Source organism: Novosphingobium acidiphilum DSM 19966 (assembly GCF_000429005.1).
GTDB lineage: Bacteria > Pseudomonadota > Alphaproteobacteria > Sphingomonadales > Sphingomonadaceae > Novosphingobium > Novosphingobium acidiphilum.
Genome location: NZ_AUBA01000013.1, coordinates 36,165 through 56,804 on the forward strand (window position 1 = coordinate 36,165; position 20,640 = coordinate 56,804).

Below are 20,640 nucleotides of genomic sequence, written 5' to 3' on the forward strand. Positions count from 1 at the left end.
TGTTATCGTTATTCGACGAGCCGCAGATGTCGGTCGGGCCGCGCCGTCAGAACCACATTGGCAAGACCCTCGATCGGAATCAACCGCTCGATCACTTCGCTGTCGAGCCGGAAATTCTGCCCCAAAAGCGCCCAGGGCTCGCGCCCGCGCCCGGTGCGCAGATGCACCCGCACTTCGCCCTTGGCCTCGGGCGCACGCGGCAACAGCATGGCAAGGTCGGCCACCGCGCCTGCCTGCAACACTTCGCATTCGAGCACCATCCGCGCCGCGCTGGTGACCGAGGCCAGCGGGCGCGCGCCGCGCACTGTCACCCGCGGCGCTTCGTCCGCCGAAGGCCGATCCAGTTCCACTGTCAGCAGCACGCACGTGCCCTCGCGCGCCCACTGCACGAATTGATCGACCAGCGCTTCTTCAAAACACGATGCGGAAAACAGCCCGCTGGTGTCGGAAAAGTCGGCCATGACAAAGTCCTTGCCGCGTTTGGTCTTGCGCTTCTGCACGCCCTCGACCATCGCCGCCATCACCGCGCCGGTACGCCCCACCGACGTGCCACCTGCGGCCATCAGCCCGGAATAGCTGCGCGCCCCGTTGGCGCTGGCAATGGCGCGGTATTCCTCGACCGGATGCGCAGCGAAATAGAAGCCGAAGTTTTCGCGTTCCGCGGCCATCTGTTCGGCGCGGGTCCAGGGCTTGGTCTCGGTCAGGCGGATCGCCTGGGTGTCATGTTCATCGCCGCCGAACAACCCGCCCTGCCCCGATGTGCGCGCGCGCGCCGCCTCATCGGCCACCGCCATCAGCAGTTCGGCATTGGCGATCAGCTTGGCCCGATTGGGGTCCAGCCCGTCAAGCGCACCGCCGGCGGCCAGCGCCTCGAGCTGGCGCCGGTTCATCGCCCCTGCGGGCACGCGGCGAAACAGGTCGTCCAGCGACGCAAACGCGCCGTTTGCCTCTCGCTCGGCGACGATTGCATCCATCGCCTTTTCGCCGACATTGCGCAGCCCCGCCAATGCATAGCGTACGGCATAGGATTCCTCGGTGCGCTCCACCGAAAATTCGGCTTCGGACCGGTTGATGTCGGGCCCGGCCAGCGCCACCCCGTTGCGCCGCATATCGTCGACATAAACGTTCAGCTTTTCCGACTGATGCATGTCGAAGCACATCGATGCGGCATAGAATTCGTGCGGATAATGCGTTTTGAGCCACGCGGTCTGATAGGCAAGCAGCGCATAGGCCGCCGCGTGGCTTTTGTTGAAGCCATAGCCGGCAAATTTGTCGATCAAGTCGAACAGTTCGTTGGCCTTGGCCGCGTCGATCGCCGAATTTTCGGCGCACCCGGCAATGAACCGCGCGCGCTGCTGGTCCATTTCGCGCTGGTCTTTCTTGCCCATCGCGCGGCGCAGCAAGTCGGCATCGCCCAGCGAATAGCCTGCCAGGATCTGCGCGGCCTGCATCACCTGTTCCTGATAGACGAAGATGCCATAGGTTTCCGACAGGATACCCGCCAGTTTGGCATGCGGATATTCGATCGCTTCCAGCCCGTTCTTGCGGCGCCCGAACAGCGGAATATTGTCCATCGGGCCCGGGCGATACAGCGAAACGAGCGCGATGATGTCGCCAAACCCGGTCGGCTTGACCGCCGCCAGCGTGCGCCGCATGCCTTCGGATTCAAGCTGGAACACGCCAACCGTGTCGCCCGATTGCAGCAGGCGATAGACATCGTCGTCATCCCACGCCAGCGTCGACAGATCGATGCTGATCCCGCGCCGCGCCAGCAGGTCGATCGCCTTGCGCAGCACCGACAGCGTCTTGAGACCCAGAAAGTCGAATTTGACCAGCCCGGCATCCTCGACATGCTTCATGTCGAACTGAGTCACCGGCATGTCGGATCGCGGATCGCGGTACAGCGGCACCAGCTGTGCCAGCGGCCGGTCGCCGATCACCACGCCGGCGGCGTGGGTCGAACTGTTGCGCGGCAGGCCTTCGAGCTGCATCGCCAGGTCGATCAACCGGCGCACTTCGGGATCGCGGTCGTATTCGCGTTTCAGTTCGGCCACGCCGTTCAACGCGCGCGGCAGCGGCCACGGGTCGGTCGGATGGTTGGGCACCATCTTGCACAGCCGGTCGACCTGGCCATAGCTCATCTGCAGGATGCGCCCGGTATCGCGCAACACCGCGCGCGCCTTCAATTTGCCGAAGGTGATGATCTGCGCCACATGGTCATCGCCATATTTGGCCTGGACATAGCGGATCACTTCGCCGCGCCGGGTTTCGCAGAAGTCGATGTCAAAGTCGGGCATCGACACGCGTTCGGGGTTCAAAAACCGTTCGAACAGCAGGCCCAGCCGGATCGGATCGAGATCGGTGATGGTCAGCGCCCACGCCACCAGCGACCCGGCGCCCGAGCCACGCCCCGGACCCACCGGAATGCCCTGGTCCTTGGCCCACTTGATGAAATCGGCCACGATCAGGAAGTAGCCGCCAAACCCCATGCGGTTGATGATGCCGACTTCGAATTCCAGCCGCGCGCGGTATTCGCACACTTCGTTCCACACGCCCGCCGCTGCCAACGCCGGATAGTCATCGGCCGCGGGCTGCGCATCCGGCCCAAGCGTCAGAACGCGCGCCAGTTCGTCGTGCGTTTCGGCCGGATAATAGGGTTGCATCCGCCGCACCAGGCCCGTGCGGCTGTCGGTGCCGCACATCCGAGCCTCGCCCTCCTGATCGCCTGCAAGGCTGGGCAGGATCGGTTTGCGCCGCGGCGGCATCACCGCACAGCGCTGCGCCACGACCAGCGTGTTGGCCAGCGCCTCGGGCAGGTCCTTGAACAGCTCTTCCATGATCGCCGCCGGCTTGATCCACCATTCCTTTGACGAACGCGGACGGTCGGTGCTGTCGACATGGGTGGAACTGGCGATGCACAACATCGCATCGTGCGCGGGATAAAACGTACGCTCGGCAAAGCTGGCCGGATTGGTTGCCACCAGCGGCCAGTCGCGCGCATAGGCCAGGTCGATCAACGCGGGTTCGGCGCGTTCCTCGGCCGCATCGCCACGGCGGCACAATTCGATATAGAACCGGTCGGGGAACAGCCCGGCCAGTGTCCCGGCATAGCTTTCGCCCGCGTCGTGCTGCGCATCGGCCAGCAGGCGGGTCAGGGCCCCTTCCCCGCCACCCGACAGACAGATCAGCCCGTCGCTGTGCCCGACCAGATCGTCGATTTTCACATGCGCGGCAAATTCCAGCGGCCGGTCGAGATGCGCGCGACTGACCAGGTGACACAGATTGTCATAGCCCACTGTGTCCTGCGCATAGAGCCCCAGCCAATCGATTGTCGGGGCCTGTTGCCCCGGTTGCGCGGCACCGCCCCGTTCGGGCCGCGCCACCGCCAGCATCGTGCCGATCACCGGCTGCACGCCCAGATCCTTGCACGCCCTGGCAAAGGCGATTGATCCATACAGCCCGTTGCGGTCGGTGATCGCCACGGCCGGAAACCCGCGCTCGGCCGCGGTCTTGGCAATCGCCTTGGGGTCAACCGCGCCGTCGAGCATGGTATAGGATGAAAACACGCGCAGCGGCACAAACGGGGCATGGGGCATGCGCGGCACTCTAACGTCGCAGCCGGATTTGGCGAACGGGCGCGGTCCAGTTATCAACCATTGCAGACGGGTTGCGGTGTCACAGCAACGCTTCGATATCCCTGGCGATGCTGGCCGGCTTGTCCATCGAGCCATAGCGGCGAACCACTTTGCCATCGCGGCCGATCAGGAACTTGGTAAAGTTCCATTTGATGGCTTTGGTGCCGACAACCCCCGGAGCTTCGCTTTTCAACCACTGGTACAGCGGCGTGGCGTCGTCGCCATTGACGTCGATCTTGGCAAACAGCGGAAAGCTCAGTCCAAAATTGACCTTGCAAAAGCTTTCGATCTCGTCCGCGCTGCCGGGTTCCTGCCCGCCGAACTGGTTGCAGGGAAACGCCAGCACTTCAAAACCACGGCTGCCATATTCGCGCCACAGCGATTCAAGCCCGTCGTATTGCGGTGTAAACCCGCATTTCGACGCGGTGTTGACCACCAGCAGCACTTTGCCCAGCTTGTCAGCCAGCGAGACATCCTCGCCATTGGGCAGCCGGGCGGTGAAATCGGCGATGGTCTGCGGTGTGGTCATGGAAAATCTCCCGTACTCCTCTCCGATATGGAGAGGGGGGCGTTTAAATGTGCAATTAAACGCCCCTGCTGGCAAGCCTATTCCAGCACGCCCTCGTGCAGGCGCAACACGCGGTCCATACGGAACGCCAGCCGTTCGTTGTGCGTGGCGATCAGTGCCGCGCTGCCCTGCTGGCGCACCAACTGGACAAATTCCTCGAACACGCGTTCGGCCGTCGCTTCGTCCAGATTGCCGGTGGGTTCGTCTGCCAGCACCAGCGCGGGACTGTTCGCCAGCGCACGGGCCACCGCGACACGCTGCTGTTCCCCGCCCGAAAGCTGGCTGGGACGATGATCAAGCCGATGGCCAAGACCGAGTGAATCGAGCAGCTCGCGGGCGCGCTGCGTTGCCTCGGCTTTGGGTCGGCCCGCCACCAGACCCGCCAGCATGACGTTTTCGGTGGCGTTGAAATCGGGCAGCAGGTGGTGGAACTGGTAGACGAAACCCAGGTGGCTGCGGCGCAACGCGGTGCGCGCATCGCCCGACAGCGCCGAGGCATCGATCCCGGCGATTTCGATCCGCCCTTTGAAGCCGCCTTCCAACAGACCGATCGCCTGCAGCATCGTCGACTTGCCCGAACCCGACGGCCCCAGCAAAGCGACGATTTCACCCGGATAGATATCCAGGTGAATGCCGCGCAGGACCTCGATCGCCACGCCCGCCTGATGAAACGTGCGACGCAGATCGGTCAGGCGCACAACAGGATCATTCATAACGCAACACCTGCACCGGATCGGTACTCGCCGCCTTGATCGCGGGATAGAGCGTGGCCAGGAAACTGAGCAGCAGCGACATGCCGCAGATCGTGACGATTTCCACCGGATCGACCCGGCTTGGCAGATCGGTCAGATAACGGATCGACGGATCCCACAGGTTCTGACCTGTCGCCCATTCCACCGCGTGCACGAACGGCTGCCGGAAATGCAGGAACACCAGCCCGATGCCCAGCCCCGCGCCGGTGCCGACCGCGCCGATGACCGATCCGATCGTGACAAAGATCTTGATCATGTTGCGCCGGGTCGCCCCCATTGTGCGCAGGATTGCAATGTCGCGCGTCTTGGCGCGCACCAGCATGATCAGCGATGACAGGATATTGAACACCGCCACCAGCACGATGATCGACAGCACCACAAACATCGCCACGCGTTCCACCGCCAGCGCCTGGAACAGGCTGGCATTCAGGGTTTTCCAGTCGGTGACCTGCGCGCGGCCGGTCAGCGCAGCCTTGATCGGGGCCATCGTCTGGCCCACGGTATCGGGATCGCGCGTGGTCACTTCGATCATGCCGATCGAATCGCCGGCCAACAGCAGCGTCTGCGCATCCTGGATCGGCATCACCACAAACGCATTGTCATAGTCATAGACGCCGATTTCAAAGATCGCCGCCACGCGGTACCCGATTTCGCGCGGGACCGTGCCGAACGGGGTCGACCGCCCGGCCGGATTGATAATGGTAATGGTATCGCCCACTTGCGCGCCCAGGTTTTCGGCCAGCCGCGATCCGATCGCCACCTGCCCGGCGCCAGGCTGGACATCCTTGAACGACCCGGCCAGCTTCTTGTCGGCCAGACGCGCGATATCGGCCTGGGTGTTGCCGCGTGCGATGATCGCCTCGACCCGCCCGTTGAACGTGGCCAACAGCGGCTGTTCGATCAGCGGCGTGGCACGGGTGATGCCGGGTGACGCCTCAAGCGTCTTGACGATACCCTGCCAGTCATCGAGCCGCCCGCCATAGGCCTGGATAACCGCATGGCCGTTCAGGCCGACAATCTTGTCCATCAGTTCGGCGCGAAACCCGTTCATCACGCTCATCACGATGACCAGGGCGGCGACGCCCAACATGACCGCCACCAGACTGATGCCGGCAACCAGGGCGATGAACGCTTCGCTGCGCCCGGGCAGGATATAGCGCCGGGCAATCGTCCATTCGAAAGGGGTCAAAAACAAATGCAGCGTCACTTTCGCGTTTGCGACCGGTTAACCGGCATCTAGGATCTGTCGGGCCGCGTGGCAATGGCCACGCCACCAGGCACGGCCGCGTTCAGGCAACCGAAGACAGCCGCGAACGGCCGCCGCGCTTGGCTTCGTACATCGCGCTGTCGGCCGCGGCCATCGCGGCATCGCCATCCGACCCGATCGTGGCGACCCCGGTGCTGATCGTTACCCGCACAGTGCCCGCTGGGGTGGCGATGTCGGTATCGCACAGCTTGTCGACCAGGCGCTGGCAGATTTTGCACGCCTGATCGAGGTCGACCCCGCGCAGGACAACTGCAAATTCTTCGCCCCCGATCCGCCCGACCATGTCGCCGCTGCGAAAGCTGGCGCGTGCCACATCGGCAAAGTGCCGAAGCACGGCATCGCCGGCGGCATGGCCAAACCGGTCGTTGACCCGCTTGAAATGATCGATGTCGATCATCGCCAGGCAGGCCCGTTCGCCCGATTGCGCCTGCGCGGTCAGGCGTTCGAAGAATGCCCGACGATTGGGCAGCAGCGTCAGCGGGTCGGTCAGTGCGGCCTGGCGCAATTCATCGATCAGCGTGTCGGCGCGTTGCGACATTGCCTGGAAATGCGCAGCGCTGCGGCTGAGCATGGCGATCTGTTGGCGCCGCCGCGCCTGTTCGACCACCACCGGCAGCGTGCAGCATGCAATCACCCCGGCATAGAGCAGCCCCAGTTGGAGACGGTCGGCAGACTGGATCAGCGCGGGCGCGATCGGCCCCAGCCCGGCCATGGTCAGCGGCGCGGCAATCAGCGCGACCAGCATCGGCATCGCGGTGGCAATCAGCACATCGGCCCAGACCGCAGCGAACAGCGCAAACAGCAATGGCGCCACCAGCGGCCACCGCAAATCCTGCAGAAACACGCATGCCGTCAGCAGGGCCATCGTCAACACCATCAAAGTGGACGCGATCGGCCGGTGCGAAGCGGTGCGCTGGTCAGCAGCGCGGCGCCGCTGCGCCGCCGCACGGGTCTGGCGGTCCAGCCGGATCGCGGCTGTCACCGCAAAGGGCAACAACGCGGTCAACCCGACTGCATGCCCCAGCATCCAGTCACGAAACGTGGGCACAAATGCGCCGCCGACAACCCAATGCACCGTGCAGGCCGCGATCAGCGCGCTGCCGGCCGGAATGACCAGCGCCGCCCCCAGCAGAAACCCGGAGGCAATTTCAAACGTGGCGTGGGGCCAATGCGTGCGCAAGGTATGGCGCGCCATCACGGCAGCGGCCGCGGCCTCGATCATGTTGGCCAGACTGAGCCCGATCCCCGCGGTCCAGCCCAAGCCGAACAACCCCGCCCCCAATTCATTGGCCAATGCACATGCGATCAGGCCCGCCATCCACCGCTCGCGCCCGGCGGTATAAAGCCACGCGGCCAGCACGCTGCCCGGCACCCACACCATCGCAACACCCCCGTCTGCCCGACACAACAGGCAGGAAAACGCCACCCCGCCCAGATAGAGCAGGGCAAGACCCGCGATGTCGGCAAGGTTAGGTATTCGTCGCATTGCGCCATTAACACCGCGAATGGTAAATTCCGGCTCAAGCCGCGTGGTTAACCGATCCTTTCACCACACCGACACATGGTCGACAGGCCTTGCGTTCCGGCGCAATCGGGGCCACATGGCGCGCGAATGACACGCCTATCAACCGTCCTTTCCGGTTGTCAGATGCCCGTTTTTCCATGCCCGTACATCGATCAGAGACCCACATGAACCTGACCAATCCCTTTTTCGATGCGGACGGCGACAAGCTGCACGAGGAATGCGGCATTTTCGGCGTGCTTGGCACCCGCGACGCCGCCGCGATGACCGCGCTTGGCCTGCACGCGCTGCAGCACCGCGGACAGGAAGCGGTGGGCATCACCAGTTTTGACGGCATGGAGTTCTATTCGCGGCGCGGCATCGGCCACGTGGCGCAGAATTTCTCGTCGGTCGATGCGATCGGAGAATTGCCGGGCATGATGGCCGCCGGGCACGTCCGCTATTCCACGACCGGAGGCGCCGGCCTGCGCAATGTGCAACCGCTTTATGCCGATCTGGCCTCGGGCGGGTTTGCCATCGCGCACAACGGCAATATCTCGAACGCGATGACGTTGCGGCGCGATCTGGTTACCAAGGGCGCGATCTTTCAGTCGACCTCGGACACCGAAGTCATCATCCACCTGGTCGCGACCAGCCGCTATCCCACGCTGCTTGACCGGTTTACCGATGCACTGCGACTGGTCGAAGGGGCCTATTCGCTGATCTGCATGACGCCCGAGGGGATGATCGCCTGCCGCGACCCGCTGGGTATCCGGCCGTTGGTCATGGGCCAGCTTGACGATGCGGTGATCTTTGCCAGCGAAACCGTTGCCCTGGACGTGGTCGGCGCCGAATTCGTGCGCGAAATCGAGCCGGGCGAACTGGTGCAGGTGGCGCTGGATGGCACGATCGTCAGCCACCGGCCGTTTGTCGACGCCGCGTCGCGGATGTGCATTTTCGAACACGTCTATTTCAGTCGCCCCGATTCGATCATCGGCGGCCGTTCGGTCTATCAGGTGCGCAAGGCGATCGGCGAGCAACTGGCGATCGAGGCGCACATCGAGGCCGATCTGGTGATCCCGGTGCCCGACAGCGGCGTGCCAGCGGCACTGGGCTATGCCCAGCAGTCGGGCATTCCTTTCGAACTGGGCATTATCCGTTCGCACTATGTCGGGCGCACCTTCATCCAGCCTTCGGATGGCAAGCGCCATGCCGATGTGAAGCGCAAACACAATGCCAACCGCGCCCTGGTCGCGGGCAAGCGGATCGTGCTGATCGACGATTCGATCGTGCGCGGCACCACGTCGATGAAGATTGTCGAGATGATGCGCGAAGCCGGCGCCAGCGAAGTGCATTTCCGCGTCGCCAGCCCGCCCACCGAACATTCGTGTTTTTACGGCGTCGACACCCCCGAACGCTCCAAACTGCTCGCCGCGCGGATGGATGTCGAGGAAATGGCCAAGTTCATCAAGGCCGACAGCCTGGCGTTCGTTTCGATCGACGGGCTGTATCGCGCCGTCGGCCAGGCACAGCGCAACAACACCCGCCCGCAATATTGCGACGCCTGCTTCAGCGGTGAATATCCCACCCGGCTGACCGATCTGGGCGATCGCGAGGCGGCAGTGCTGGGCAAGACCCGGGCGAAAGTCAAAGGATGAACGACCCCGTACTTGCCGGCAAAGTGGCGCTGGTCACCGGCGCCAGCCGCGGGATCGGCGCGGCCAGTGCCCGCGCGCTGGCCGCTGCAGGCGCGCATGTGATCCTGGTCGCACGCACCGCGCGCGATCTGGAAGCGGTTGAAGAGGCCATCTTCGAAGCCGGCGGCAGCGCCACGATCGCACCGTGCGATCTGGCCGAACCCGATGCCATCGGCCGGCTGGCCACAGCCATCACCACGCGTTGGCCAGCACTCGATCTGCTGGTGATCAATGCGGCAGTCCTGCCGGTGCTGACGCCCGTGTGGCAAATCGAACCGCGCGACCTCAATCGCGGGTTGCTGCTCAATGTTGCCGCGACACAGGCGCTGATCGCCAGTTTTCACGCCGCGCTGCGCAAAGCCAAAGCGGCGCGGGTGATCGGCCTGACCAGCAGTGTCGGTGCGGGCCCCCGTGCCTATTGGGGGGCCTATGGCGCGTCCAAGGCGGCATTCGACAATCTGCTGGACACTTACGCGCAGGAAGTGCGCGGCATTTCCGATATCCGCGTGGCGATCGTCGACCCCGGCGCGACGCGCACCGCGATGCGCGCCAAGGCATTTCCGGGCGAAGATCCGGCCAGCGTGAAATCGCCCGACGTGGTGGCCGCGCGCATTGTCGCGCTGGCGGCAGGCGATTTTGTCAGCCCGCACCGCGAACGCATTGAAAACATTGCGTAGAACATCGGTAATACCTCTTTACCATTTCGCCTGACCATCGGTTAACGCCGATCTGCCACACCCTGTGCAACCGCGTGCTCCGCTGATTTTCCGGCGGGTGCAGTTTCGGGGCAGGGCAATGAGCAGCACGACCTGGAATGATTCCCGGTTTGGACCGGGCAGTTATGAACACGCCTCGCAAGAGGATCGCAGCGCGCCGCGCGCGCGGGTGCACATCACCGCATCGCTGCGCCTGTCGGGATCGCGCGCGTTCGAGACAACCGTGCGCGATCTTTCGCTGGGCGGCTATACCGCCACTGCGCCGATGCGGCTGGAAGAACACTGCATGTGCTGGCTGACGATGCCGGGCTTTGCCGCGATCAAAGGTGAAGTGGTTTGGTGGGAAGCAGGGCTTGCCGGGATTGCCTTTGCCACTTTGATGGAGCGTGAGGTTTACGACGCGATTGTCGACCAGCATCGCAACCCGGGTGCCGAACTGGCCTCCTAATCGATCGCCTGCTTGAGGTGGGCGTGCGCCGCCAATGCCCGCGCGCGGGCCTCGACGTGGCCGATGATGGGCGCCGGATAGGCCTTTGGCCGCACCGGCGGATCGTGAATCAACGGCTCTGGCAGATGCGCCAGTTCGGGCACCCACCGACGGATATAGCCCGCAGCATCGAATTTGGGTGATTGGGTCAGCGGCGCCATGATCCGCACGAACATCTGCGAATCGACACCGGTGCCAGCGGTCCACTGCCAGTTGACCGCATTGGCCGCGTGATCGGCATCGACCAGCGTGTCCCAGAACCAGCGTTCGCCTTCGCGCCAGTCAATCAGCAGGTGCTTGACCAGAAAGCTCGCCGCGATCATCCGCGCGCGGTTGTGCATCCAGCCGGTAGCCCACAATTCGCGCATCCCGGCATCGACAATCGGATAACCGGTCATGCCGCGTTGCCACGCACGCACGTCATCGGGCGCATCGCGCCAGATCAACCGGTCGTAGGCCGGCTTGGCATTGGCGGTGGCATAGTCGGGCAATTGCCACAGCACATTGGCGGCATAATCGCGCCACCCCAGTTCACCCAGGAACACATCGACCGAACCGCCTGCGCCGGCCACGGCATTCCATGCCGTGGCCACCGAAATCTCGCCAAAATGCAGATGCGGTGAAAGGCGCGAGGTGCCTTCGACCGAGGGCAGATTGCGCCGATCGCCATAACGCGCAGCATGATCGGCAAACGCAGTCAGCCGTTCCAGCGCGCCGGCCTCACCCGGTGTCCAGGTCTCGCGCATGCCGCCTGCCCAGTCGGGTGCGGCGGGCAACAGATGCCAGTCGTCCAGCGCATCGCTGGCAGGCCATACCGCCGGTCCATCCAGACGCGACGGCGCAGGCACGGCCGGTGGAGGGGGCATATGCTGCAACAACGATCGCCAGAACGGCGTGTAGATGCGATAGGGCTGCCCCGCCCCGGTGCGCAAAGTGGCAGGCGGGACCAGATACTGGCCCTGGTGCAGCACCAGATCCGTCGTTTTGGCGACTGCGCGTTCGGCGTTGCGCCACCACGGCTCGGCATGGGCCAGCGCATGCACCCGGCGTGCGCCGGTTTCGCGCGCCACGCAGGCCAGCTGGTCTTCGACTTTGCCGCGGCGCAGCACCAGCCGCGATCCAAGCTTGCGCAGATCGGTATCAAGGCTGATCAGGCTGTGGTGCAGCCACCATCGCGATGCCCCGCCCATCCGCCTGTGGCGCGGGGTTTCATCGTCAAGCACATAGACCGGGATCACCGGGCCTTCGGCTGCTGCAGCCAGAAACGCGGCCTGGTCAGCCAGCCGCAGGTCCTGGCGCAGCCAGACAAGTACAGGTTCGGTCATGGCGCCCTTGTGCAGGGCAATGCGCTGCACGCGACCTGCCCCTTCGGGCAGGCGGTATGGCGACCCGCCGACGCCAGTCGGCAACAGTCTTCAGCCGACGCTAGTCGGCTACGGTCCACGTCTGACCTTTCGCAAGCAGCTTGCCCAGATCGGCGCTTTTTCCTGCGCGGGCTTTGACATCCTGGCCCAGCAGCACGCTTTCAAATGTCGGACGGGGGTCGTCATAGATCACGCCCAGCGCCATCGGGAACAGGCCAAACGGCATTTCCACCAGCAGATGCGCCAGACCGCGGTTGGTCTGATCGTGCACCATCACCCCTGCCGCCTGCCAGTCGCCATCGATCACATCGACAACCTTCAGCTTCAGCGCAGCGGCGTCGAGTGCGATGCCCCTGGTGCCCTTGGCAAACAGCAGCGGTTCGCCATGACGGGTCCACAGCTGCGTCGCATCGACCACTGGCTTGGCGGTGAAATCGTCGAACCGGTCCTTGTTGTAGACAATGCAGTTCTGGAAGATTTCGACAAACGCCGCGCCCTTGTGCGCATGCGCTGCCTTCAGCACCTGGGGCAGGTCCTTTGACACGTCATAGCTGCGCGCAATGAACCGGCCGCCCGCTCCCAGCGCAAACGCGCAAGGGCTGGCCGGATGATCGACCGACCCCAGCGGAGTGGTCGGCGAATGGGTGCCTTCGCGGCTGGTGGGTGAATATTGCCCCTTGGTCAGGCCATAGATCTCGTTGTTGAACAACAGGATCTGGGTGTTCAGATTGCGGCGGATCACGTGCATCGTGTGGTTGCCGCCGATCGACATGCCATCGCCGTCACCGGTGATCAGCCATACGTCGAGGTCGGGATTGGCCAGCTTGATGCCCGTCGCAAAGGCAGGCGCGCGCCCGTGGATCGTGTGGAAGCCATAGCTTTCGATGTAGTACGGAAACCGGCTGGAACAGCCGATGCCCGATACAAACACGGTGTTCGACGGGTCGCAGCCCAGTTCGGGCAGTGTGCGCTGCACCGCCTTCAAAATGGCATAGTCGCCACAGCCCGGGCACCAGCGCACTTCCTGGTCGGTTTCCCAGTCTTTCAAAGTGGTCTTGATCGGGGTCAGATCGTTCATCGTATGATCCTTTACGCCAGCGCTGCGTCGATGGCGGCTTCGATTTCCGCGATCGTAAAGGGCTGGCCGCTGGTCTTGGTCAGCGGGCGGGCGTCGATCAGGAATTGATCGCGCAGCACCGTCTTGAACTGTCCGGTGTTCATTTCGGGCACCAGGACCTTTTCGTAACCCCTTAGCAAATCGCCCAGATTTTCCGGCATTGGCCAGATATGGCGGACATGCACGTGGCTGACGTCAAGCCCGCGCTTGCGCGCGCGGCGCACCGCCTGGTGGATCGCACCAAAGGTGCTGCCCCAGCCCACCAGGACCAGTTTTCCACCCGCCTCGCCCAGCGTGACATCCTGCGGCGGGATGCTTTTGGCGATCCCGTCGATCTTGGCCTTGCGCGCATCGGTCATGATCTGGTGGCTGGCAGGCGCATAGTCGATATTGCCGGTCAGCGGGTTCTTTTCGATCCCGCCGATACGGTGCATCAGACCCGGCGTGCCTGCCTTGATCCAGGGCCGCGCGCCCTTGTCGTTGCGGGCATAGGGCAGAACCTGGCCGTCAGGGCCATTGGGCTGTTCAAGAAATGTCACAGGAAACGGCGTGTAGGTGCTGGGATCAGGCACTTTCCAGGGCTCTGCCGCATTGGCGATATAGCCATCGGTCAGCAGAATGACCGGGGTCATATAGTGCACCGCCACACGCACCGCCTCGATCGCGCAATCGAACGCATCGCCGGGGCTGCGCGCGGCAATCACCGGGATCGGCGCATCGCCGTTGCGGCCATAGACCGCCTGATACAGGTCTGACTGCTCGGTCTTGGTCGGCAGGCCGGTCGAAGGCCCGCCGCGCTGCGAATTGACGATCACCAACGGCAATTCGGTCATGACCGCCAGGCCCATCGCCTCGGTCTTGAGCGCAATGCCCGGGCCCGAGGACGAGGTGACACCCAGATGCCCGGCATAGGCCGCGCCGATCGCCGAACAGATCGCGGCGATTTCATCTTCGGCCTGAAACGTGGTTACGCCGAATTCCTTCAGCTTGACCAGATTGTGCAGGATCGAGCTGGCAGGGGTGATCGGGTATCCGCCGAAAAACATCGGCAATTCGGCCAATTGCGCGCCCGCGACCAGACCATAGCTGATCGATTCCGCGCCGGTAACCGTGCGATAAAGCCCGGGTTCGCTGGCCACGGCGGGAATATGCGTCTGCCGCAAGGGCCCGGCCAGTTCCGCGGTTTCGCCATAGGCATGGCCCGCGTTCAGCGCCGCGATGTTGGCATCGGCCAGCACGTGGTTCTTGATGAACTTGCCGCGCAACCATTCGATCAGCGGCGCGCGATCACGGTCGAACATCCACAGCGCCAGCCCCAGCGTCCACATGTTCTTGCAGCGCAGGGCTTCCTTGTTGCCAAGCCCGAAAGGCTTGACCGCCTGCAGGGTCAGCGCGGAAATATCGAACGACAGCAATTGCCAGCGTTCAAGGCTGCCATCCTCCAGCGGATTGGCGTCGTATTTGGCCTTTTCCAGGTTGCGCTTGTTGAACTCGCCGCTGTCGGCAATGATCAGCCCGCCCACCTTGAGCGCGTCAAGGTTCACCTTCAACGCCGCCGGGTTCATCGCAATCAGCACGTCGGGCTGATCGCCGGCGGTTTCGATCTCGGTCGAACCAAAGTTGATCTGAAACGCCGATACGCCGAACAACGTGCCCTGCGGCGCGCGTATTTCAGCAGGAAAATCGGGGAACGTGGACAGGTCGTTGCCCGCCAGCGCGGTCGACAGCGTGAACTGTCCACCGGTCAACTGCATGCCGTCGCCCGAATCGCCAGCGAAACGAACCACCACCGCTTCGGGTGCTGCCGGGGCGTCGTGCCCACCGGTCAATCCCTGTGGTCCGTCGATTGTTGCTGTAGCCATCATATCCCTCGTATCGCGCGCCCGATGCACAATCGGCGCGCCTGGTTCGTCACATCTGCCTGGCGCAAGTCCGAGCAGCCGCCTAACCCCGCCGGCGGCCAAGCGCAAAAAAGAAATTCTGGGGCCTGTCATACCTGCAAAGCTGGGCCCATGCCGGTATTGGACCGTCCTTGTCCGAAAAAATCAGGCGTTCCCTTGATCTTGGTCATTGGCCCTAGTCAAGTTGCAAAAGCGCACTTACCCCTATTCCCGACCGCAGCGGCAGGCGCATCAGCGCCCGCCGGCAAACACGGCAAACCGATTGCATGAGAGGATGCACGATCATCATGGCCGATACCGCACCCCACAGCCCATACGTCCGCCCCGATGTCGCGGCGTTTCTGGCGTTCATGAACAGCGCCGGGGCGCCCCCGATGAGCGCACTGACCCCCGAACTGGCACGCCAGACCTATCTCGCAATGGGCAGCGTGGGCGAAGCCGATCCCCTGCCATTGGCGGTGATCCGCGATCTGAGCGTACCCGGGCCCGCGGGGCCGATCGCGGTGCGGCTGTATGATCAGCGCGAAACGCGTGACGCCGGGCCCGCAGTGGTGTTCTTTCACGGCGGCGGCTTCGTCATCGGCGATCTGGACACGCACCATGCCTTTTGCACCGAAATCGCCGCCGGGCTGGATCTGCCGGTGATCGCGGTCGATTACCGCCTGGCCCCGGAACACCCGTTTCCGGCCGCGCCCGATGATTGCGAAGCCGCCGCGCGCTGGGTCGCCACCAGTCCCGCAGAGCTGGGCCGTACGGTAACCGGGCTGATTTTTACCGGTGATTCGGCCGGCGGCAATCTGGCGATCGTGACCACGCAGGCGCTGGTTGCCCGCCCTGCCGCCGTGCCGGTGATCGCGCAGGCACCGCTCTATCCGCTGTCGGACGACAAGCCCGATCATGCATCGTTCGCGCAGTTTGCTGACGGCTACCTGTTGACCGCCGATACCATGGCATGGTTTGCCGATGGCTATTGTGCCACACCCGGCGACCCGCGTGCCTATCCGCTTTACAATGATCATGCACAGACCCCGCCGACCGTGCTAGTGACCGCCGGGCTTGATCCGATCCGCGACAGCGGGCGGGTCTACGGCGCGGAACTGATCCGTGCCGGCGTGCCGGTCACCTTTATCGAGGTGCCTGGAATCATTCATGGTTTCGTTCAACTGCGCAAGGCGATCCCTAGCGCACAGGGTGATATCAAGCGCATTTTTGCCGCGATCCGACAGCAACTGGAACACATCTAGATGACCGAACAATTTGCCGGGCTTCCCTACCGCCCCTGCGTGGGCGTGATGCTGGTCAATTCTGCGGGCCGCGTGTTTGTCGGTCAGCGCATCGACACACGCGAACGCGCCGCCCGTGGCGAGGCCGCGACAGGCGAAGGCGATGCCTGGCAAATGCCGCAGGGCGGGATCGACGAAGGCGAAGACTTGCGCACGGCTGCACTGCGCGAACTGCACGAGGAAACCGGGGTGACCGCCGAATGGGTCCAGATCCTGGCCGAATCGGAACAAGAGTATTTCTACGATCTGCCCCCCGAACTGATCGGCCGGCTGTGGAAAGGGCGCTATCGCGGCCAGCGCCAGAAATGGCTGCTGATGCGCTTTACCGGCGAGGACAGCCAGGTTGATCTCAATGCCCACGATCCGGCCGAATTTGCCGAATGGAAATGGGTCGATCCCGAAATGCTGCCCGACCTGATCGTGCCGTTCAAAAAACGGGTCTATCGCCAGGTGCTGGAGGAATTCCGCCCGCTGTTGTAAGGTCAGACCAGCAGCGACAGGATGTTCTGCTGGCTTTGGCTATAGGCCCCGGCCAACGCGGCCATGATCGCCTGTTGCCGGGTGCCGGCCTGCGACGGCGGCGTCGACCCGGTGCCTGGAACAGCACTGTCCGGGTTGGCAAGGTCAGCCAGCAGCGTGCTGCCGATGGAATCGGTCGCTTGCCCGTTCAGGTCGCTCAACAAGCTGCTGGCGGCACTGCCGGCCTGGTCCGACATGCCGGCGATCAGGCTGCCTGCGCTGCTGGCGCTGCTGCTGCCCAGTATGGTGGCAAGCAGCCCGGTGTTCGCCGTGGTGCCGCTGTTGGCCAGGCTGAGCAAAGTCGACAGCGTACTGGTGCCACCCGTGCCGGTTCCCAAAAGCGCCGCCATTGACGCGCTGGTGCTGCTGTCTTCGATCAGGCTGGTCAGGGTGCTGGCCACGGGCGCAGCCGACGTCGTTGTCGTGCCGGCGGCCGCCGCAGGCGCAGGATTTTGCGCTTCGTAATAGCGGGTCAATGCTGACACTGCGCTGGTTGCGCTGGAAATCGTGGTCATGCGCCATGGTCCGCGCCCGCGATCGGGCAATCCGGCCATGGCACGCCATCGCTATCCGCCGCGCCAACAGCGTATAAGCACCAATACCTAGTTCGTCTGGGTGACCGGCTGCGGTTTTACCGCCTCGGCTGCGACGACCTTTGGCGCCGGCCCGCGCGTGATCGCATCGGACAGCGCGCGTGCCTCGGGGCAGGTCTTGCCGCACAGCCCTTCCAGACGGGCCAGATCGTCGCGCGCCTTGGCCAGCGCGCCCTTTTCGGCCATCGCGCCGCCCTCACCGCTCAACGCCGCCAGATCGTTGGCATCGCGGTCGAGCGCCACCCGGTAATAGTGGATCGCCTTGCCCGGCATACCCGCCCTGCGCGCCGCATCGCCCAGCGCGACCAGCGTGCCGGGATAGCCCGGATCGACCGCCAGCGCGGATTCGAACGCATCGGTCGCGGCATCGACATCGCCATGCGCCAGGGCGCTGCGCCCCGAACTCAGCAGTTCACCCGCACGCGGATCAACCGGCCCGGTCGAACGCGCCTGACCCATGCTGCCGCTGACTGCCAGCGCAAGCGACAACGCAAGGGCCACGGGGAAATACCGCATCAGCAACTCCTTCATCGGGGTATCAGACTGTCGGGCGCGACCGGACTGCATGGATCGATCGATTATCATGACCGCACCAGGTTTGCGAAGAAAAACCCGTCGGTGCCATCGTGCCCGGGGGTAAGCCGCCAACCGGCACCCCGCGCGCGCCCGATTGGCGCCGCGGCGTCGACCGCTTTCCAACCGGGATGGGTATTGAGAAAAGCCGCCGCGCCGTCCGCCCCTTCGGCATCGAGCAACGAACAGGTGATAAACGTGATCCGTCCACCAGGGCGCACCAGATCCGCCGCAAGATCAAGCACATGCGCCTGCAATTTGGCATAACGCATGATGATTTCGGGGCTCAGCCGCCAGCGCGCTTCGGGATTGCGACGCCAGGTTCCGGTGCCCGAGCACGGCGCATCGACCAGAACGGCGTCCACCGTGCCCACAAGATCGGCAATCGCATCGCGCTCACGGCCACCATCCAGCAGCCGGCATTCGACCGCAGCGCCGGCCCGGCCTGCCCGTTCGGGCAGGCGCGCCAGACGCGCGCGATCGATGTCGCAGGCAATCAGCCGCCCTTGCCCCGCCATCATCGCTGCCAGCGCCAACGTCTTGCCCCCGCCGCCCGCACACAGGTCAACGACGGTTTCACCCGATTGTGCGTTCAACGCGGCGCACGCCACCTGGCTGCCGGCATCCTGCACTTCGAACAGGCCCTGGGCAAAGGCTGGCCACGCCTCGACCGCGGTCCCGGTTGGCAGCCGCAGCGCATCGGGCGCGGGGCCGTGGTCGGATGGCACCGGCAATTGCAATGCCAGCGCGTCGCGCGTGGTCCGCAGCCGGTTGACCCGGATGTCGAGCGGTGCACGCGCCAGCAGCGCTGCCTGTTCCGCCTCGTCCAGGCCGCTCAGCGCCAGCGCGCTGATCAGCCAGTGCGGCGCAACACCGCTGGCGGCAGGCACCTCATCGGCGCGGATCGGCGCAGGGCCGTAGCGCGAACCATCGAACAATGCGGCCAATGCCGGGTCATCGGTTGCCAGGCGCAACAGCGCAGCGCGGCCATCGGGTGGAATATCGCCGCAGGCCCGGATCGCGTCCCACACCCGATCACGGATCGCGCGGCGGTCCGACGATCCGATAAACCGGCGCGTGCGGAACCAGTCCGCAGCAATCCGGTCGGCCGAGGCGCCCTGCCCGCGCGCGGCAGCAATGACCGCATCGAGCAGATCGATCGCCGCCTGAACACGTGCTGCCGGGTTCACGTCACGCGTTCAGCGGGTGGGATAGTTCGGCGCTTCGCGCGTGATCGCCACGTCGTGCACATGGCTTTCCTGAAGGCCCGCATTGGTAATCCGCACAAACCGCGCCCGCGCCTTGAGATCGGCGATCGTGGCGCTGCCGGTATAGCCCATCGCCGCCTTGATGCCGCCGACCAGCTGATGAATCACATCCTTGGCCGGGCCCTTGTACGGCACCTGACCCTCGATGCCTTCGGGCACCAGCTTCATCTGGTCCTTGATATCGTGCTGGAAATAGCGATCGGCCGAACCCCGCGCCATCGCCCCGACCGAGCCCATCCCGCGATAGGATTTGTAGGCGCGGCCCTGATAAAGGAACGTTTCGCCCGGTGCTTCTTCGGTGCCTGCCAAGAGCGATCCGATCATGATCGTGCTTGCGCCTGCAGCCAGTGCCTTGGCCGCATCGCCCGAGGTGCGCAAGCCGCCGTCGGCAATCACCGGCACGTTCGACCGCGCGGCCTCTTCAGCGCATTCCATCACCGCGGTCAGCTGCGGCACGCCCACGCCCGCGACAATTCGCGTGGTGCAGATCGAGCCCGGCCCGATCCCCACCTTGATCGCATCGGCCCCGGCATCGATCAGCGCGCGGGTGGCCTCGGCCGTGGCGACATTGCCCGCGATCACCTGGACATCGTTCGACAGCGCCTTGGCGAGCGCGACGGCGCGCGCCACATCGGCGTTGTGGCCATGCGCGGTGTCGATCACGATCACGTCGCATTCGGCCTCGATCAGTGCGCGGGTGCGTTCCAGCCCCTTTTCGCCCACCGTGGTCGCCGCAGCAACACGCAGGCGACCCGCGGCATCCTTGGTCGCGCTGGGATAGTTCACCGCCTTTTCGATGTCCTTGACCGTGATCAGGCCAATGCAGTGATACGCCGCATCGACCACCAGCAGCTTTTCGATACGGCGCTGGTGCAACAGGCGGCGCGCTTCATCGCCGGTGGTGCCCAGCGGCACCGTGGCAAGGTTTTCATGCGTCATCAGTTCGCGCACCGGCTGTGCCGGATTGTCGGCAAACCGCACATCGCGGTTGGTCAGGATGCCGACCAGGCGGCCGGTTGCCTCGACCACGGGGATGCCGCTGATCTTGTGATGCCGCATCAGGCTTTGCGCTTCACCCAGCGTCGCATCGGGCGAAATCGTGATCGGATTGACCACCATGCCGCTTTCAAACCGCTTGACCGCGCGCACTGCGGCGCACTGTTCTTCAACGGTCAGATTGCGATGCAGCACGCCGATCCCGCCCAGCTGTGCCATGACGATGGCCATGTCGGCCTCGGTCACGGTGTCCATTGCCGATGACAGCACGGGGATGTTCAACGGGATGCCGCGGGTCAGGCGGGTGCGCGTATCGGCCTGGCTGGGCAGCAGATCGGACGCGCCCGGACGCAACAGCACGTCATCGTATGTCAGGCCAAGGGGGATATCGATCACGGCTGCC

At 64.4% G+C, this 20,640-nt stretch carries 17 protein-coding genes; 5 read left to right on the plus strand and 12 right to left on the minus strand.

Annotation, left to right across the window (positions count from 1 at the left end):
• Positions 1 to 8: 8 nt before the first annotated feature.
• The 5 genes from dnaE to G404_RS0111990 form a co-directional block, all read right to left on the minus strand.
• Entirely contained in the window at positions 9 to 3,596 is a 3,588-nt protein-coding gene (gene dnaE, locus G404_RS0111970; RefSeq protein WP_028641295.1) for a DNA polymerase III subunit alpha, read from the minus strand.
• Positions 3,597 to 3,675: 79 nt separating this feature from the next.
• The gene (locus G404_RS0111975) at positions 3,676 to 4,164 is read right to left on the minus strand and encodes a glutathione peroxidase (RefSeq protein ID WP_028641296.1); all 489 of its coding nucleotides are present in this window, start codon (positions 4,162 to 4,164) and stop codon (positions 3,676 to 3,678) included.
• Positions 4,165 to 4,241: 77 nt separating this feature from the next.
• Positions 4,242 to 4,916 (minus strand): ABC transporter ATP-binding protein, encoded by a 675-nt coding sequence (locus G404_RS0111980; protein ID WP_028641297.1) that lies wholly within the window; start codon positions 4,914 to 4,916, stop codon positions 4,242 to 4,244.
• Positions 4,909 to 6,150 carry a lipoprotein-releasing ABC transporter permease subunit gene (locus G404_RS0111985; RefSeq protein WP_028641298.1) on the minus strand — a complete coding sequence of 414 codons (1,242 nt, stop codon included), beginning with the start codon at positions 6,148 to 6,150 and terminating at the stop codon, positions 4,909 to 4,911. Before G404_RS0111985 ends, G404_RS0111980 begins: the two co-directional genes overlap by 8 nt.
• A gap of 94 nt (positions 6,151 to 6,244) precedes the next feature.
• On the minus strand, positions 6,245 to 7,708 hold the full coding sequence (locus G404_RS0111990) for a sensor domain-containing diguanylate cyclase (RefSeq protein WP_051280623.1): 1,464 nt from the start codon (positions 7,706 to 7,708) through the stop codon (positions 6,245 to 6,247).
• A gap of 203 nt (positions 7,709 to 7,911) precedes the next feature.
• Between G404_RS0111990 and purF the strand changes: the two genes are divergently transcribed.
• The 3 genes from purF (at position 7,912) to G404_RS0112005 (ending at position 10,584) form a co-directional block, all read left to right on the plus strand.
• Positions 7,912 to 9,381 (plus strand): amidophosphoribosyltransferase, encoded by a 1,470-nt coding sequence (gene purF, locus G404_RS0111995; RefSeq protein WP_028641300.1) that lies wholly within the window; start codon positions 7,912 to 7,914, stop codon positions 9,379 to 9,381.
• A complete protein-coding gene (locus tag G404_RS0112000) occupies positions 9,378 to 10,097 on the plus strand; it encodes an SDR family NAD(P)-dependent oxidoreductase (protein ID WP_028641301.1) in 720 nt (239 codons plus the stop codon). The genes purF and G404_RS0112000 overlap by 4 nt, the downstream gene beginning before the upstream one ends.
• A gap of 118 nt (positions 10,098 to 10,215) precedes the next feature.
• A complete protein-coding gene (locus G404_RS0112005; RefSeq protein WP_028641302.1) occupies positions 10,216 to 10,584 on the plus strand; it encodes a PilZ domain-containing protein in 369 nt (122 codons plus the stop codon).
• Here G404_RS0112005 and G404_RS0112010 read toward each other — a convergent pair.
• The 3 genes from G404_RS0112010 to G404_RS0112020 all read right to left on the minus strand — a co-directional run bounded on the left by G404_RS0112010 (position 10,581) and on the right by G404_RS0112020 (position 14,966).
• A complete protein-coding gene (locus G404_RS0112010) occupies positions 10,581 to 11,948 on the minus strand; it encodes a cryptochrome/photolyase family protein (protein ID WP_028641303.1) in 1,368 nt (455 codons plus the stop codon). The genes G404_RS0112005 and G404_RS0112010 overlap by 4 nt on opposite strands.
• Positions 11,949 to 12,048: 100 nt before the next feature.
• Positions 12,049 to 13,065 (minus strand): 2-oxoacid:ferredoxin oxidoreductase subunit beta, encoded by a 1,017-nt coding sequence (locus tag G404_RS0112015; RefSeq protein WP_028641304.1) that lies wholly within the window; start codon positions 13,063 to 13,065, stop codon positions 12,049 to 12,051.
• An 11-nt stretch (positions 13,066 to 13,076) separates the two neighbouring features.
• A complete protein-coding gene (locus G404_RS0112020; RefSeq protein WP_028641305.1) occupies positions 13,077 to 14,966 on the minus strand; it encodes a 2-oxoacid:acceptor oxidoreductase subunit alpha in 1,890 nt (629 codons plus the stop codon).
• A gap of 326 nt (positions 14,967 to 15,292) precedes the next feature.
• Between G404_RS0112020 and G404_RS0112025 the strand changes: the two genes are divergently transcribed.
• Both G404_RS0112025 and G404_RS0112030 read left to right on the plus strand, forming a co-directional pair.
• Complete coding sequence (locus tag G404_RS0112025; RefSeq protein WP_028641306.1) at positions 15,293 to 16,249, plus strand: alpha/beta hydrolase; 957 nt, start codon at positions 15,293 to 15,295, stop codon at positions 16,247 to 16,249.
• Positions 16,250 to 16,768: an RNA pyrophosphohydrolase gene (locus tag G404_RS0112030; RefSeq protein ID WP_028641307.1), complete on the plus strand. Its 519-nt coding sequence runs from the start codon at positions 16,250 to 16,252 to the stop codon at positions 16,766 to 16,768.
• Positions 16,769 to 16,770: 2 nt separating this feature from the next.
• Here the strand turns inward: G404_RS0112030 and G404_RS0112035 are convergent, their stop codons facing one another.
• The 4 genes from G404_RS0112035 to guaB form a co-directional block, all read right to left on the minus strand.
• Positions 16,771 to 17,322, minus strand: a complete 552-nt coding sequence (locus tag G404_RS0112035; protein WP_028641308.1) for a hypothetical protein — start codon at positions 17,320 to 17,322, stop codon at positions 16,771 to 16,773.
• Positions 17,323 to 17,409: 87 nt separating this feature from the next.
• Positions 17,410 to 17,916 carry a tetratricopeptide repeat protein gene (locus G404_RS0112045; RefSeq protein WP_245584509.1) on the minus strand — a complete coding sequence of 169 codons (507 nt, stop codon included), beginning with the start codon at positions 17,914 to 17,916 and terminating at the stop codon, positions 17,410 to 17,412.
• 65 nt (positions 17,917 to 17,981) lie between these two features.
• On the minus strand, positions 17,982 to 19,163 hold the full coding sequence (locus G404_RS0112050; RefSeq protein ID WP_028641310.1) for an RsmB/NOP family class I SAM-dependent RNA methyltransferase: 1,182 nt from the start codon (positions 19,161 to 19,163) through the stop codon (positions 17,982 to 17,984).
• 9 nt (positions 19,164 to 19,172) lie between these two features.
• On the minus strand, positions 19,173 to 20,630 hold the full coding sequence (gene guaB, locus G404_RS0112055; protein ID WP_028641311.1) for an IMP dehydrogenase: 1,458 nt from the start codon (positions 20,628 to 20,630) through the stop codon (positions 19,173 to 19,175).
• Positions 20,631 to 20,640: the final 10 nt, after the last annotated feature.

Bases quoted from the DNA above. Each gene is read 5' to 3' on its own strand.
- dnaE (WP_028641295.1), bottom strand. From the start codon at position 3,596: ATGCCCCATGCCCCGTTTGTGCCGCTGCGCGTGTTTTCATCCTATACC.
- G404_RS0111975 (WP_028641296.1), bottom strand. From the start codon at position 4,164: ATGACCACACCGCAGACCATCGCCGATTTCACCGCCCGGCTGCCCAAT.
- G404_RS0111980 (WP_028641297.1), bottom strand. From the start codon at position 4,916: ATGAATGATCCTGTTGTGCGCCTGACCGATCTGCGTCGCACGTTTCAT.
- G404_RS0111990 (WP_051280623.1), bottom strand. From the start codon at position 7,708: ATGCGACGAATACCTAACCTTGCCGACATCGCGGGTCTTGCCCTGCTC.
- purF (WP_028641300.1), top strand. From the start codon at position 7,912: ATGAACCTGACCAATCCCTTTTTCGATGCGGACGGCGACAAGCTGCAC.
- G404_RS0112000 (WP_028641301.1), top strand. From the start codon at position 9,378: ATGAACGACCCCGTACTTGCCGGCAAAGTGGCGCTGGTCACCGGCGCC.
- G404_RS0112005 (WP_028641302.1), top strand. From the start codon at position 10,216: ATGAGCAGCACGACCTGGAATGATTCCCGGTTTGGACCGGGCAGTTAT.
- G404_RS0112010 (WP_028641303.1), bottom strand. From the start codon at position 11,948: ATGACCGAACCTGTACTTGTCTGGCTGCGCCAGGACCTGCGGCTGGCT.
- G404_RS0112015 (WP_028641304.1), bottom strand. From the start codon at position 13,065: ATGAACGATCTGACCCCGATCAAGACCACTTTGAAAGACTGGGAAACC.
- G404_RS0112020 (WP_028641305.1), bottom strand. From the start codon at position 14,966: ATGGCTACAGCAACAATCGACGGACCACAGGGATTGACCGGTGGGCAC.
- G404_RS0112025 (WP_028641306.1), top strand. From the start codon at position 15,293: ATGGCCGATACCGCACCCCACAGCCCATACGTCCGCCCCGATGTCGCG.
- G404_RS0112030 (WP_028641307.1), top strand. From the start codon at position 16,250: ATGACCGAACAATTTGCCGGGCTTCCCTACCGCCCCTGCGTGGGCGTG.
- G404_RS0112035 (WP_028641308.1), bottom strand. From the start codon at position 17,322: ATGACCACGATTTCCAGCGCAACCAGCGCAGTGTCAGCATTGACCCGC.
- G404_RS0112045 (WP_245584509.1), bottom strand. From the start codon at position 17,916: ATGCGGTATTTCCCCGTGGCCCTTGCGTTGTCGCTTGCGCTGGCAGTC.